This is a genomic window from Ochrovirga pacifica (assembly GCF_000220525.1).
GTDB classification, from domain to species: domain Bacteria; phylum Bacteroidota; class Bacteroidia; order Flavobacteriales; family Flavobacteriaceae; genus Ochrovirga; species Ochrovirga pacifica.
This window is the reverse complement of the sequence record NZ_AFPK01000026.1, coordinates 43,581-57,141: the sequence shown is the minus strand read 5'-3', so window position 1 is coordinate 57,141 and position 13,561 is coordinate 43,581. Positions and strand designations below refer to the sequence as shown.

Below are 13,561 nucleotides of genomic sequence, written 5' to 3'. Positions count from 1 at the left end.
AAAAAAAGCAGTTTGTAATGACAAACTGCTTTTTGGATTTTTTTTTGAGGATTGTTTAATTATAAATAGTTTTCTATCGGTTCGCACGAACAAACCAAATTTCGATCTCCAAATGCATCGTCTACTCTTCTAACGGTTGGCCAAAATTTGTTTTCGGCAATTGTTGCTATCGGGTAAGCTGCTTTTTGTCTAGAGTATGGAAGTGTCCAATTATTGTCTGTTAGCATTTGCAAAGTGTGCGGAGCGTTTTTTAGAACAGAAGAGCTATCATCGTGTGTGTCTAGTTCTTCAATTTCCTTTTTAATACTAAGCAACGCTTCTACAAATCGATCTAATTCTTCTTTATTTTCACTTTCAGTAGGTTCTATCATCAAAGTTCCTGCTACAGGGAATGAAACGGTTGGAGCGTGAAAGCCATAATCCATTAATCGTTTGGCAATATCAGACACTTCAATTCCTTTAGTTTTAAAACTTCTAAAGTCTACAATCATTTCATGAGCACAGTATCCGTTTTCACCTGAATACAAAATGTTGTATGCAGGTTGTAGTTTTGTCTTTAAATAATTGGCGTTTAAAATGGCATTTTCGGTAGCTGATTTTAACCCTTTAGCACCGAGCATTTTAATGTAACCGTAAGAGATTAAACAAACCAATGCAGAACCCCATGGTGCAGATGAAATGGCATCAATCCCAGAAGTTCCTCCTGTTTTGATTATTGGATTTCCTGGTAAGAAAGGAGCTAAGTGTTTTACAACGCAAATAGGACCAACACCTGGACCACCCCCTCCGTGAGGAATGGCAAATGTTTTATGAAGGTTTAGATGACATACATCGGCACCAATGGTTGCTGGGTTGGTTAAGCCTACCTGTGCATTCATATTAGCACCATCCATATAAACTTGCCCACCACAATCGTGAATTATTTTTGTGATTTCTTGTATACCGCTTTCAAATACTCCGTGTGTAGAAGGGTAAGTTACCATTAAACAAGATAAATTATTTTTGTGTATAGTAGCTTTTTCTCGTAAATCGTCAAGGTCAATATTTCCTTCTTCGGTAGCTTTTGTTACTACTACTCTCATTCCTGCCATTACTGCTGATGCAGGATTGGTACCATGAGCAGATGAAGGGATTAAACAGATGTTTCTGTGTTTATCACCTCTAGATTCGTGATAGGCTTTAATCACCATAAGTCCGGCATATTCTCCTTGAGCTCCAGAGTTGGGTTGTAAGGAAGTAGCATAGAACCCAGTAATTTCATTCAAATCCTTTTCTAACCCTTTCAACATTTCCTGGTATCCTTGTGCTTGATCAACAGGAACAAAAGGATGGATGTTGCCCCAGTTTGGCCAGCTTAAAGGCAACATTTCGGATGCAGCATTTAGTTTCATAGTGCACGAACCTAAAGAAATCATGGAATGATTTAAGGACAAATCTTTGCGTTCTAGTTTTTTTATATAACGCATCATTGCAGTTTCTGAATGATAAGTATTGAACACAGGATTGGTTAAAAAATCACCAGCTCTTTTTAAGTGTGGCTTTACCGAAACTTCTTGAATTGTTTGGATGGGAATAAATTCTTGATCGCTAGCGTTGGCTAGTATTTCTAGTATCTCATTCAAGTCCTCTAAATTGGTTGCTTCGTTTATGGAAATGCTTACCGAGGTTTCTGAATTGTATAAAAAATTAACTTGTTGATTTAGTGCTAGAACTCTTACTTTACTTGCCGATGGCACCGTAATGTTTAGGGTGTCAAAAAAAACATCATTTACTTGCGGTAGTCCTAACTTCTTAATAGCCAAATTAAGAGTATATGTTCGATTTAGAATGCTTTGTGCAATATAAGTAAGACCTTTAGGTCCGTGATAAACACCATACATTCCTGCCATTACTGCTAACAATACTTGTGCGGTACAAATGTTAGAGGTAGCTTTTTCTCTTTTAATATGTTGTTCTCTTGTTTGCAAAGCCATACGTAAAGCTCTGTTTCCGTTCTTGTCTTTAGTTACTCCAATAATTCTACCGGGTATAGATCTTTTGTAAGCTTCCTTAGTTGCAAAAAAAGCAGCGTGAGGACCACCATATCCCATTGGAATTCCAAAACGTTGTGTGGTTCCTACTACAACATCAGCTCCCCAGGTACCTGGAGGAGTTAAGAGCGTTAAGCTTAATAAGTCTGCGGCTACAGCTACACGGACTTCTTTTGTGTTGGCTTGCTTAACAAATTCTTGATAGTCGCAAACCTTACCGTTTTTACCAGGATATTGAACCAATGTTCCAAAAACGTGCTCTGTAAAATCGAATTCTTCATGGTTTCCAATATGCAATTCAATCCCTAAAGGAGTGGCTCTACTTTTTAAGATATCTAGAGTTTGAGGCAAAACATTTTCTGAAACCCAAAACTGTAAAGCATTGTTTTTCTTTTGGTTTCGAGTTCGTGTGTTAAACAACAAAATCATAGCTTCTGCAGCAGCGGTTCCCTCATCCAACAAAGATGCGTTGGCAAGTTCCATACCCGTTAAATCACTAACCATGGTCTGAAAATTAAGCAAAGCCTCTAATCTACCTTGAGCAATTTCTGCTTGATAAGGTGTGTAAGCAGTGTACCAACCTGGATTTTCTAAAATATTTCGTTGAATAACACCTGGGGTAATTGTGGGGTGGTAGCCCAATCCGATGTAATTTTTAAACAATTTATTTTTTACAGATAGTTGCTGAATATGATTTAGATACTCATGCTCACTAAGGGCAGGGGCAAGGTCTAAATCTTTTTGCAACCTTATGTTTTGAGGAATGGTCTGTGCAATTAATTGATCTATATGATCTAGATTAAGTGCTTTTAATAATTGTTTTTGTTCTTCTTCATTGCTTCCAATATGTCTTTGGGAAAAAACATCAGTTCTCATACTCAAAAGGATAAATATTTGAAAAGCACAAAAGTAATGATTGTAAAAGTCTTATTTTTGTTCTCTTTCTAAATGTTATAACCAATTTAAGGTTGTATTGTTGATAACTACGGTTTGCATGCTTTTTATACAAAGGTTAATACAGTTTTACGTAAACAGCAATTTACATGTTTCTTTTGCTGTTGCTAGTTGGGTGGGAGTTACTGGAATTCTGTTTCAAAAAGACGTTAGGATAGAGGCTTTGTTTTTGTTTTTACTTACGTTTGTTGCTTATCATTTTGTGCGTTTTTTTAACAGAGATAAATATGGTAAAACACATTTGTTAGACCCGTTTAGCAATCAGTATTTGCCTAGTATAATAACCCTATTGTGTTTGTTTGTTTTAGGTATTATTTATTTGTTGCTCAAGTTGCCATTGGTTCGTTGGTTAAAACTAGTCCCTTTTGGTTTGCTAACGGTACTGTATGGTATAGGTATCATTAAAATCAACGGAAAAAGAACTTCAATTCGTTATATTGCTGGACTAAAAATTTTTGTAATTGCTTTGGTTTGGGCTGGGGTTACTGTTTTTTTTATATTGCCTTACAGTTTAAAATCAGTATTGTATTTTGTACAGGTCTTTTTTTCAGTAGTTGTTTTAACCTTGCCTTTTGATATTAGGGATATACAGTTTGACAAAGGAAAAATAAAAACACTACCTATGATTTTTGGAATGAAAAAAACAAAAATACTTGCAACTTTGCTGATGCTTTTGGCCAACTTAATCCATTATTTTATTTTTAGAAGAGTAGGGTGGTTGCCTTTTGGCTTGTTTAGTATTCTTTTGTTATTTCTTTTATGGAAATCAGGCAAAAACCAATCCCGATATTATGCTTCTTTTTGGGTAGAGGGATTGCCTATATTGTATCTAACTCTAAGCTTTTTATGTATGTAAACACGGTTGATAAAGTACGTGTTTCTACTGTTTTTTTGCTGAGCCACAGAATTTTATTGAAATAAATACGATATTATGGTGTGATTCATTTATGAAACACTATGTTTGTGATATATTAAAACATATTTATTACAAAGTGAAAAAAGGTACAGTAAAATTCTTCAATGAATCAAAAGGATTTGGATTTATTGTTGATGAAGAAACAAAACAAGATTATTTCGTACACATCTCAGGATTGGTTGATGAAGTTCGTGAAGGAGATGCAGTTGAGTATGATTTAAAAGAAGGTAGAAAAGGATTAAACGCAGTAGACGTTAGAGTTTTATAAAATTTTAATTTTTTTTGACAGTATCAAAGCCTTGTGTATTTTACACAAGGTTTTTTTATGGATTTAAAATATCCTTCTAAGGAAGAAAAAAAGCATCTAGTACTAAAACCAGATGCTTTTGCTTTATGTAAAAAAGTGTTTTTAATCGTTGTCGTTTAGATTGATGTCTTCGTAGGCATTCATTCCATGTTCGTGTATGTCCAAACCTTGTTTTTCTTCTTTTTCAGAAACACGCAATCCAATTGTTTTTTTAATCGTGAATAGAATGATGAACGAAGTAATTAAACAAGTAATTCCAACAACCATAATTCCGTAAGCTTGTGTACCTAGTTGAACAAAAGAACCAGTAGTTAAGAAACCTCTTTCTCCCCAAATTCCTACAGCTAAGGTTCCAAAAGCTCCACAAATTAAGTGCACACCAATAGCCCCTACTGGATCGTCTAATTTTAAACGGTCAATAATACCAATAGCAAAAACAATAATTACCCCAGCAATAAATCCAATAATAATTGCATCTAACGGAGACATTAAATCTGCACCGGCTGTAATTCCTACCAAACCAGCCAAAGAACCGTTAAAAGCCATTGTGATGTCATAAGTTTTAAACTTTAGGTAAGAAGTAATAAAAGCAGCAACAATTCCAGATGCAGCAGCTAAAGAAGTTGTTACCAATACCAAAGATACCAATGCAGGATCTGCAGAAAGTACAGAACCTCCGTTAAATCCAAACCATCCAAACCACAGTAAGAAAATACCTAAAGCAGCAAGGGGAATGTTATGACCTACGATAGGTTTAATAGTACCATCAGGTAAATATTTACCCAAACGAGGTCCTAACAAAATAACAGCTATTACAGCAGCCCATCCTCCTACAGAGTGTACTAAAGTAGAACCTGCAAAGTCGTAGAATCCCATTTGATCTAAAAATCCACCACCCCATTTCCAAGAACCGACAATAGGATATACGATTCCTACATACAATAGTGAGAAAATTAAGAAAGAGTTAAGTTTGATACGTTCTGCTACTGCACCAGAAACAATGGTTGCAGCAGTGGCAGCAAACATTCCTTGAAATAAAAAGTCAGTCCAATAAGTATATCCTTCGTTGTAAGCAGAAGTCGTTCCTCCTTCAGGAAGTACAACTCCCCATCCTGCAAATCCAAATACTCCTGTGGCACCTTCTTCAAAACCAGGGTACATTAAATTAAACCCACATAGGGTGTAGGTAAGTAGCCCAATGGCTACAATCATAAAGTTTTTAAATAATATGTTTATTGCGTTCTTAGATCTTGCCAATCCAACTTCCAAAGCAGAAAATCCTAAGTGCATTATAAATACCAATGCAATAGAAATCATCATCCATACATTGTTGATTGTAAAGTTCAGTGTAGTTTCCATAGTTTTAGTTTATCTCAGTGTTTCTCCTCCTTTTTCTCCCGTTCGGATTCTGTAAGTTTCTTTTACGTCGTATACAAATATTTTTCCATCACCTACCTCTCCTGTAGCTCCATGCTTTAGAATGGTGTCTATGGTGATTTGTTCAAAGTCATCATTTACGACAATAGATAAAAAACGTCTTTGAATGTCTGCTGTGCTAAAAGAAATACCACGATATACTTTACCGATTCTTTCATTACCTAACGCTGTAACGTCCCAATAAGAGAAAAAATTGACTCCTACATCGTGTAGCGCTTTTTTAACCTCAGAAAATTTAGATTTTCTGATAATTGCTTCTATTTTTTTCATTGATGTTTGATTTAGATTATCGAGTGCAAATATAATACGATATGTTTTAAGAATATAAACGTAAAAAAAATACGTACTCCTTAATTTGGAGTACGTATTTTTTGTAAAATCGTAAAACTACGTATTTTTATGAGTTATCTAAGTGTTTCGCTACCTTTTTCTCCTGTGCGGATTCGGTAAGTATCTTTTACATCGTAAACAAATATTTTTCCATCACCTACTTCTCCAGAAGCAGCGTTTTCTAAAATAGTTTTAATGGTAATCTCTTCAAAATCATCATTTACAACAATAGATAAAAAACGTCTTTGGATGTCTGCTGTGCTAAAAGAAATACCACGATATACTCTCCCTATTTTTTCATTTCCCAAGGCTGTAACGTCCCAGTAAGAAAAGAAGTTTACACCTACATCGTGTAGGGCTTTTTTAACTTTGTCAAATTTAGATTTTCTGATAATTGCTTCTATTTTTTTCATGATTTGTGTTTTTAGGTATTTTAAGAAAGGTAAGATACAAAACAGCCTAATTCTGTAAAAGAATCAGGCTGAATAAGTTATTGTTAAAAACGAAGATTAATCGTTGTAAACTCCAATTCCGTGCTCAGCTTTATCCAATCCTTCAATCTCTTCTTTTTCTGAAACTCTAAGTCCCATTGTAACTTTTAAGATTGTGAATACGATAGCAGCTAATACGATTGCCCATACCATGTATGCTACTGCACCAATGATTTGAGTTACTAAGTCTGCACTTTCTGCAAATACTCCTAATAAAATAGTTCCTAAAGTACCACATACACCGTGTACAGAAACAGCTCCTACAGGATCGTCAATTTTTAACTTTTCATCAATAAAAGTAATAGAAATTACTACCACAACACCAGCAATCATACCCATAATAGCAGCAGCTCCAGGTTCTACATCACCACATCCTGCAGTAATACAAACCAATCCTGCTAAAGCACCGTTTAATGTCATAGAAACATCAGGTTGACCGTAACGTATCCAAGTGTAGAACAAGGCAGCAGCAGCACCAGCAGCAGCAGCTAAGTTGGTGTTGATGATTACTTTACCAACTGCATCTACATCTTCTTCAGAACCGAAAGCTAATTGAGAACCTCCGTTAAATCCAAACCATCCTAACCATAGAATAAATACTCCTAAAGCTCCTAATAACAAGTTGTGTCCTGGAATTGCTTGAGAAACACCATCTTTATATTTTCCAATTCTTGGTCCTACCATAATAGCACCAATCAAAGCAGCCCATCCACCTACAGCGTGTACAATTGAAGATCCAGCAAAGTCAATGAATCCCATTTGAGCCAACCATCCATCACCGTTCCATTGCCAGCTACCAGCAATTGGATAAATAATAACAGTCATAATCACAGAGAAAATGATGTATGTAGAGAATTTAGTTCTTCCAGCTACTGCTCCAGATACAATTGTTGCAGCAGTTGCAGCAAATACTGTTTGGAAGAATAATTCGTAATTTTTTGTTCCAGCCAAACCAAAGATTTCTGGAGTTCCGATAAATCCAGCGATTGATTGACCATACATTACAGAGTACCCAATTGCCCAGAATCCAATAGATCCTACAATTAAATCCATAATGTTTTTCATGATGATGTTTCCTGCGTTCTTAGAACGTGTAAAACCTGTTTCGACTAATGTAAATCCAGCTTGCATAAAGAACACCAAGATTCCTGATATGATGATCCACAAAGCTCCTAAAATTGCACTTGTATCCATAATTTATATATTTTTTAATAGTTTAGTTTGTGTTTTATTTTAATGTTTCCCCACCTTTTTCCCCAGTACGAATTCGGTAAGTTTCTTTTACATCTGATACAAATAATTTTCCGTCTCCAACTTCACCTGTAGCAGCTGTTTTTAATAAAGTTTCAACTGTGATTTGTTCAAAATCATCGTTTACGATGATTGATAAATAACGTCTTTGAATATCATTAGTGCTGAAAGATACACCACGGTATACTTTTCCTACTTTTTCGTTTCCAAGTCCAGTTACGTCCCAGTAAGAGAAGAAGTTAACACCTACTTCGTGTAGCGCTTCTTTCACTTCAGAAAACTTAGATTTTCTGATGATCGCTTCGATTTTTTTCATAATAGAAGGTTTAAAATTTAGGTTGAATATTTTTTGATATCAGACAAAACACTTAGGTTTTGTCTGATATGTAATATGTTTTCTACAGCTTAGAAAGAGTATACTGCTGCAAAAGTTAAAGTAGTAACAGAGTCTTCAGTACTAGTTTCAATAATTCCATCATCAGAAGAATCGATTCTTAAGTCAGTAATAAAAGATAAGTTTTCTGTTAATGCAGTGTTTGCTGTTAAAGTAAATGCAGTTACAGATACACTGTCGTCTCCAGCAAATCTTTCAAAGTATTCAGGACGTAACCCTAAAGAGAAACTGTCTGAAAATGCATTTTGTAAGTACAAAGCAGCACCTGTATATCCAGCTTCAGTTTCAGAAGATTCAGAATAAGCAGCGTTAATTCCTAAGTAGAAAGTGTCAGATAAATCAAACCCTCCAGTATAGTCTATGTACAATTGGTCATCTGCACCAAATCCATCAGCTCCATAAGCAATGTTTAAGTATTGTCCTTTGTATCCTAATTGGAAACCTAACTGTGCGTATTCATTTCCATATCCAGTTCCAAAATCTCCGTGTGGATTGGTAACTGCTAACATTAAAGACAAGTCATCGTTCACTGCATAGTCAATTTTTGCACCTACATGTGTAAAAGGACCTTCGTTAAACAAATAAGATACTGTGTAGTTAAAGTTAGAGGCTGGTGAAATTACTTCATATCCTAAGAATGTATTAAATTGTCCAGCTGTAATTGTTACAGATTCACTTACATTATAGTATGCGTACATTTGGTTTACAATTCCTTCCCATCCTGATGCATCTGCAGATCTAGGTCCATAAGCTAAGTCAACAACAGCTCCTGCTTTCCCTTTTTCATAAGCAAAAATAGTGTTTGCCATACCTAAACCAAACATGGTAGCATTTTCTGGTGTGTCTACTAATAATCCTGGAGTTCCTGTTTCTCCGAAATTAGCAGTTCCATAAACATCTACTGTTCCAGATACGCTTAATTTTCCCTCTTGTGCGAATGTCAACGCTCCTGTTAACATTAATGCAGATAAAATAATTTTTTTCATGATAAAGTTTTTAATGTTTTATGTTTTACCTGTGGACAAAGCTACGTATAAATACGTATTGCAAACGAAAAAAGGCATATGTTTTTTCGCAGTTTTATACGTAGTCCCTTAGTTTACATACTAAGTAGCCTAAAAAAAAAGTGAAAATTTCTTTGTTTTTTATGACTGTTGTATATACATTTGTTGTAGGAACAATAACTAAAAACTGTCAAAATAATGCAAAGCGAATCAAATAAAGCTGTGATACAACTCATTGTTGCTGGAAATTATGTTGTGGAAAAGATGAATAGCTTTTTTAAAATATATGATTTAACCATACAGCAGTTTAATATTTTACGTATACTAAGAGGTCAAGACGGATTGCCCATCAATCTAAATACATTGCAAAGTCATATGATTCATAAAATGAGCAATACTACAAGGTTGGTAGATAAGCTAAGAAAAAAGGGGTTGGTACAACGTAAAGAGTGTCAAGAAAACAGACGTAAGATTGAAATTTTTATTACCGACAAAGGGTTGGGGTTGTTAGCAGGTATAGATCATTCTTTAATAAAATATGAACAAAAATTAACAGCCAATTATAACAAAGAAGAACTATCTTTATTAACAAGTTTATTAGAAAAAATAAAACAATAATTATTAATCACAAAAATCAATTAAAAAATGAAAACAACAATCAAATCAACAATTTTAGCTATTGTAGCTTTATTTACTGTGACTTTACATGCTGGAAACAAAAAGCCTATTGATGTAAAAAAAAGTACGATTAAGTGGGTGGGTAAAAAAGTAACCGGACAACATAATGGAACCATCAACTTTAAAAGTGGTGTTGTAGAGCTAAAGGAAGGAAAATTAGTAGGAGGAACATTTACGGTAGATATGAACTCTATTAATGTTACAGATTTGGATGGTGATATGAAAGCAAAATTAGAAGGACACTTAAAAAATGATGACTTTTTTGGTGTAGACAAGTATCCTGTAGCAAAATTTTTAATTACTAGTGTAGAAGGAAATACTGTAAAAGGTGACTTAACAATTAAAGGAAAAACCGTAAAAAAAGCTTTTACTTTGGTTAAAAAAGGAAAAACTATTTCTGGAGATGTAAAAATTGATAGAACAAAATTTGGAATTCGTTATGGATCTAAATCGTTTTTTGACAACTTAAAAGACAAAGCTATTGATGATGAATTTGAGTTATCAATTCACATTGTGTTCTAATAGAAGCTTAAACTAAATTTTGATAAACCCGATAGCTATTTGGCTATCGGGTTTATTTTTTTGAATCTGTAAAAAAGACCGTCATATTTATTAAATTCGCAAAACAAAAAATAAAGCATACATGTCTAGATTTGAATTGAAATTACCTCAGATGGGAGAAAGCGTTGCTGAGGCAACCATTACTGCGTGGTTAAAAGAAGTTGGAGATTCGATAGAAATGGACGAATCGGTAGTGGAAATAGCTACAGATAAAGTAGATTCTGATGTTCCTTGTGAAGTAGAAGGTGTTCTGGTAGAAAAATTGTATCAAGAAGGAGATGTTGTTCAGGTAGGTCAGACGTTTGCAATAATCCAAACAGAAGGAGAGACTAAAAACACATCTTCGGAAGCTAGCTCAGCATCAAAAGAAAAAACGACCGATGATGCAATTGCTAAAGTAGAGGAAGAAGTAACGCAGTTGATTGAACAAACGTCGACCACACAAAAACCTCCTACTGTAGAAAGTAGCGAGGATAAGTTTTATTCTCCTTTAGTAAAAAGTATAGCCAATGCCGAAAATATATCGCAACAAGAACTAGATGCAATTCAAGGAACAGGATTGGCAGGTAGGGTTACCAAAGAGGATATGTTGACTTATGTAAAAAATAGAGGAAAAAAAACAACAGCTTTACAAGAACAAAAAGCAGCAGCATCAGATTCAAAAACAAATCAAAACACAATCACAAGTAAGGTGTTGCAAGAAGGGGATGAGTTGATTACCCTTTCTAGAATGGGAAAGTTGATTTCAGATCATATGGTTCACTCCAAGCAAAAAGCGGCACATGTTCAGTCTTTTATAGAAGTAGATGTGACAAATTTGGTAAACTGGAGAAATAAAGTAAAGGATGCTTACTACAAAAAACAAGGACAAAAACTAACCTTTACTCCAATATTTATGATAGCGGTTACCAAAGCTATTCAAAAATATCCGCTGGTCAATATTTCTTTTGATGGTGTGCAAGAAGTAGTCGTAAAAAAAGCAATTAACCTAGGAATGGCTTCTGCTTTGCCTGATGGGAATTTAATAGTTCCTGTAATAAAAAATGCCGAAAATTTAAGCTTAAACGGAATGGTAAAAGCGGTGAATGATTTGGCAAACAGATCTAAGAATAATGAATTAAAACCAGACGACATAAAAGGAGGAACCTATACGGTTACTAATATTGGTAGCTTTGGGTCTATATTTGGAACACCAATTATCAATCAACCAGAAAGTGCTATTTTGGCTTTGGGAGCCATAAGAAAAGTTCCTGCGGTAATAGAAACTCCAGAAGGTGATTTTATAGGAATCCGTCAAAAAATGTACATTACGCATTCTTACGACCATCGTGTTATAAATGGTGCACTAGGAGGTATGTTTATCAAAGAAATTAAAGATTACCTAGAGGCCTGGGATGTAAATAAAGAATTATAAAAAAATAAACACTCAGCATAAATAATATGTTGAGTGTTTTACTTTGGGGTAAAGGTAGGTTAAAATAAAAAAAAGGTGAATCAATTATCGTTTTCACATTACAAAGATTGTTAATATACAAAGACTGTAAAAGGTTAATCTTTGATAAAATTTGTTAATCTTGTAACCCTACCTGTTTTTAATTGTGTATTCTGTATTCTTTTCTTGACAAAAAGCTATTGTTTTAAGAATAATGTAATGATTGGGCTTTGTGTTACATAAGCTAATTTTCAGTGCTATCGTTTTTATTGATAGTAAGAATTTTAAATGTTTGATTTCTTGTGCTCCTGTTTGCAACTACCTTTACTATTTCTAAAACTCGTCATTAACCAGTTCTTTATTCGCCACTACTCCAGCAATATTTCCTGTATAAACAGCAGTTGCAACAGATCGCATAGAGCTATTATCTCCACAAGCATATACCCCCGTAATGTTGGTTTTTTGCATGGCATCTACCTTTATGTAACCTTGCTCATTTATTTCGCATCCTAATAATTTAGGAATTTGTGTGTTTTGTTCAAACGGAACCACTGTATATGCAGATTGATAAGAAACAATAGAATTATCCGAAAAACGAATTGATTCTACAAAGCCATTATGATGATTAATTTCTGCAATTTCTTTTTCAATAACCTCAATTTGATGTTGCTCTAATTTAGATTGTTGTTCTTCTGTGAATTTTGCTTTTCCATGAGTTGTGATGGTAACTTGGTTTCCTAAATTCTGAATCAATCCTAACAAATGCATGGCATGGTCTCCGTTTGCAATAAGAGCCGTTTTTTGATTTCTAATTTCATAACCGTGACAATATGGACAATGTACAACAGAGATTCCCCAACATTCTTTAAAACCTTTTATGTTAGGAAACAAATCTTTAATTCCCGTTGCAAGAATTAACTTTTTAGCTGTAAATACCATCTGTTTGTCGGTGTTAACTTCAAAGTCAGAATTTATCTTTTTAGCCCCAGTGGCTATTCCATTATAAAACACTACATTTTTATAATTTAGAATTTGATTTTTCGCTATTTCTGCTATTTGTTTCGGAGTACTTCCGTCTTGCGTTAAAAAATTATGAGAATGTGGGGTTTGACGGTTGCATGGTTTCCCTGCATCAATAACCAATACTTTTCTTAACGATCTACCTAAGGCTAAAGCAGCGGATAAACCAGCGTAACTTCCACCAATAATAATTACATCAAAATTTTTAGTTTTCATCTGAAATATTAACGCGATTATGTTGCATTAGTAAAAGCAAATATAAACTCTTTTTTGTATTATTGCGAAACAATCGCATTAAATAATTGCGACTAATTTGCAGTAGTTGATGAAGAGAAGAAATACACCCGCCAAAGAAGCGGTTTTAGAATTGTTAGTAAAGTCTCAAAAAGCTTTGAGTCAGGATGCTATAGAAAGCCAGATAGAAATTGCTGTGAACAGAGCTACTATTTACAGGGTTTTAAATAGTTTTTGTGAAGATGGCATAGCACATAAAATTGTAGCAGAGGATGGAAAACAATATTTTTCTATTTGTAAGAAATGCAAACATCCTGAAGAAAAGCTGATTTACCACTATCATTTTAGATGCTTGTCCTGTGGTACTATAGAGTGTTTAAAAACTCCTGTTCAGTATACAGTTCCTAGTGGATATCAAGTAGAGCATGCCAATTGTTTGCTAACAGGTACCTGTAAAGATTGTAACACAAACTCTTAAAATAAACACCCAGCAAAATAGCTAGGTGTTTTTAAATATAGAGT

14 protein-coding genes are annotated in these 13,561 nt (G+C 34.4%); 6 read left to right on the top strand and 8 right to left on the bottom strand.

Going from position 1 to position 13,561, the window contains the following annotated elements:
• Positions 1 to 59: 59 nt before the first annotated feature.
• The gene (gcvP, locus tag FS85_RS0103800; protein ID WP_010134720.1) at positions 60 to 2,906 is read right to left on the bottom strand and encodes an aminomethyl-transferring glycine dehydrogenase; all 2,847 of its coding nucleotides are present in this window, start codon (positions 2,904 to 2,906) and stop codon (positions 60 to 62) included.
• A 118-nt stretch (positions 2,907 to 3,024) separates the two neighbouring features.
• Here gcvP and FS85_RS0103795 point away from each other — a divergent pair, with 118 nt between their 5' ends.
• On the top strand, positions 3,025 to 3,840 hold the full coding sequence (locus FS85_RS0103795; protein ID WP_010134718.1) for a UbiA prenyltransferase family protein: 816 nt from the start codon (positions 3,025 to 3,027) through the stop codon (positions 3,838 to 3,840).
• 136 nt (positions 3,841 to 3,976) lie between these two features.
• A complete protein-coding gene (locus FS85_RS0103790) occupies positions 3,977 to 4,168 on the top strand; it encodes a cold-shock protein (RefSeq protein ID WP_010134717.1) in 192 nt (63 codons plus the stop codon).
• A 141-nt stretch (positions 4,169 to 4,309) separates the two neighbouring features.
• Here the strand turns inward: FS85_RS0103790 and FS85_RS0103780 are convergent, their stop codons facing one another.
• The 6 genes from FS85_RS0103780 to FS85_RS0103755 all read right to left on the bottom strand — a co-directional run bounded on the left by FS85_RS0103780 (position 4,310) and on the right by FS85_RS0103755 (position 9,096).
• Complete coding sequence (locus FS85_RS0103780) at positions 4,310 to 5,566, bottom strand: ammonium transporter (protein WP_010134716.1); 1,257 nt, start codon at positions 5,564 to 5,566, stop codon at positions 4,310 to 4,312.
• A gap of 9 nt (positions 5,567 to 5,575) precedes the next feature.
• Positions 5,576 to 5,914: a P-II family nitrogen regulator gene (locus tag FS85_RS0103775; RefSeq protein ID WP_010134715.1), complete on the bottom strand. Its 339-nt coding sequence runs from the start codon at positions 5,912 to 5,914 to the stop codon at positions 5,576 to 5,578.
• 134 nt (positions 5,915 to 6,048) lie between these two features.
• A complete protein-coding gene (locus tag FS85_RS0103770; RefSeq protein WP_010134714.1) occupies positions 6,049 to 6,387 on the bottom strand; it encodes a P-II family nitrogen regulator in 339 nt (112 codons plus the stop codon).
• Between the two features lie 96 nt (positions 6,388 to 6,483).
• Entirely contained in the window at positions 6,484 to 7,659 is a 1,176-nt protein-coding gene (locus FS85_RS0103765) for an ammonium transporter (protein WP_010134713.1), read from the bottom strand.
• 34 nt (positions 7,660 to 7,693) lie between these two features.
• A complete protein-coding gene (locus tag FS85_RS0103760) occupies positions 7,694 to 8,032 on the bottom strand; it encodes a P-II family nitrogen regulator (RefSeq protein ID WP_010134712.1) in 339 nt (112 codons plus the stop codon).
• An 89-nt stretch (positions 8,033 to 8,121) separates the two neighbouring features.
• A complete protein-coding gene (locus tag FS85_RS0103755) occupies positions 8,122 to 9,096 on the bottom strand; it encodes an outer membrane beta-barrel protein (RefSeq protein ID WP_010134711.1) in 975 nt (324 codons plus the stop codon).
• A 216-nt stretch (positions 9,097 to 9,312) separates the two neighbouring features.
• Here FS85_RS0103755 and FS85_RS0103750 point away from each other — a divergent pair, with 216 nt between their 5' ends.
• The 3 genes from FS85_RS0103750 (at position 9,313) to FS85_RS0103740 (ending at position 11,767) form a co-directional block, all read left to right on the top strand.
• Positions 9,313 to 9,732, top strand: coding sequence for a MarR family winged helix-turn-helix transcriptional regulator (locus tag FS85_RS0103750; RefSeq protein WP_010134710.1), 420 nt, complete (start codon positions 9,313 to 9,315; stop codon positions 9,730 to 9,732).
• 27 nt (positions 9,733 to 9,759) lie between these two features.
• Positions 9,760 to 10,314, top strand: coding sequence for a YceI family protein (locus tag FS85_RS0103745; RefSeq protein WP_010134709.1), 555 nt, complete (start codon positions 9,760 to 9,762; stop codon positions 10,312 to 10,314).
• A 121-nt stretch (positions 10,315 to 10,435) separates the two neighbouring features.
• Entirely contained in the window at positions 10,436 to 11,767 is a 1,332-nt protein-coding gene (locus FS85_RS0103740; protein WP_010134708.1) for a dihydrolipoamide acetyltransferase family protein, read from the top strand.
• Positions 11,768 to 12,118: 351 nt separating this feature from the next.
• Here FS85_RS0103740 and FS85_RS0103735 read toward each other — a convergent pair whose 3' ends face one another.
• Positions 12,119 to 13,021: an NAD(P)/FAD-dependent oxidoreductase gene (locus tag FS85_RS0103735; RefSeq protein ID WP_010134707.1), complete on the bottom strand. Its 903-nt coding sequence runs from the start codon at positions 13,019 to 13,021 to the stop codon at positions 12,119 to 12,121.
• A gap of 109 nt (positions 13,022 to 13,130) precedes the next feature.
• Between FS85_RS0103735 and FS85_RS0103730 the strand changes: the two genes are divergently transcribed.
• Positions 13,131 to 13,517: a Fur family transcriptional regulator gene (locus FS85_RS0103730; protein WP_010134706.1), complete on the top strand. Its 387-nt coding sequence runs from the start codon at positions 13,131 to 13,133 to the stop codon at positions 13,515 to 13,517.
• Positions 13,518 to 13,561: the final 44 nt, after the last annotated feature.

What these genes read in the sequence shown, in the direction of transcription:
- gcvP (WP_010134720.1), bottom strand. Translation starts at nt 2,906, where the DNA reads ATGAGAACTGATGTTTTTTCCCAAAGACATATTGGAAGCAATGAAGAA.
- FS85_RS0103795 (WP_010134718.1), top strand. Translation starts at nt 3,025, where the DNA reads ATGCTTTTTATACAAAGGTTAATACAGTTTTACGTAAACAGCAATTTA.
- FS85_RS0103780 (WP_010134716.1), bottom strand. Translation starts at nt 5,566, where the DNA reads ATGGAAACTACACTGAACTTTACAATCAACAATGTATGGATGATGATT.
- FS85_RS0103775 (WP_010134715.1), bottom strand. Translation starts at nt 5,914, where the DNA reads ATGAAAAAAATAGAAGCAATTATCAGAAAATCTAAATTTTCTGAGGTT.
- FS85_RS0103770 (WP_010134714.1), bottom strand. Translation starts at nt 6,387, where the DNA reads ATGAAAAAAATAGAAGCAATTATCAGAAAATCTAAATTTGACAAAGTT.
- FS85_RS0103765 (WP_010134713.1), bottom strand. Translation starts at nt 7,659, where the DNA reads ATGGATACAAGTGCAATTTTAGGAGCTTTGTGGATCATCATATCAGGA.
- FS85_RS0103760 (WP_010134712.1), bottom strand. Translation starts at nt 8,032, where the DNA reads ATGAAAAAAATCGAAGCGATCATCAGAAAATCTAAGTTTTCTGAAGTG.
- FS85_RS0103755 (WP_010134711.1), bottom strand. Translation starts at nt 9,096, where the DNA reads ATGAAAAAAATTATTTTATCTGCATTAATGTTAACAGGAGCGTTGACA.
- FS85_RS0103750 (WP_010134710.1), top strand. Translation starts at nt 9,313, where the DNA reads ATGCAAAGCGAATCAAATAAAGCTGTGATACAACTCATTGTTGCTGGA.
- FS85_RS0103745 (WP_010134709.1), top strand. Translation starts at nt 9,760, where the DNA reads ATGAAAACAACAATCAAATCAACAATTTTAGCTATTGTAGCTTTATTT.
- FS85_RS0103740 (WP_010134708.1), top strand. Translation starts at nt 10,436, where the DNA reads ATGTCTAGATTTGAATTGAAATTACCTCAGATGGGAGAAAGCGTTGCT.
- FS85_RS0103735 (WP_010134707.1), bottom strand. Translation starts at nt 13,021, where the DNA reads ATGAAAACTAAAAATTTTGATGTAATTATTATTGGTGGAAGTTACGCT.
- FS85_RS0103730 (WP_010134706.1), top strand. Translation starts at nt 13,131, where the DNA reads ATGAAGAGAAGAAATACACCCGCCAAAGAAGCGGTTTTAGAATTGTTA.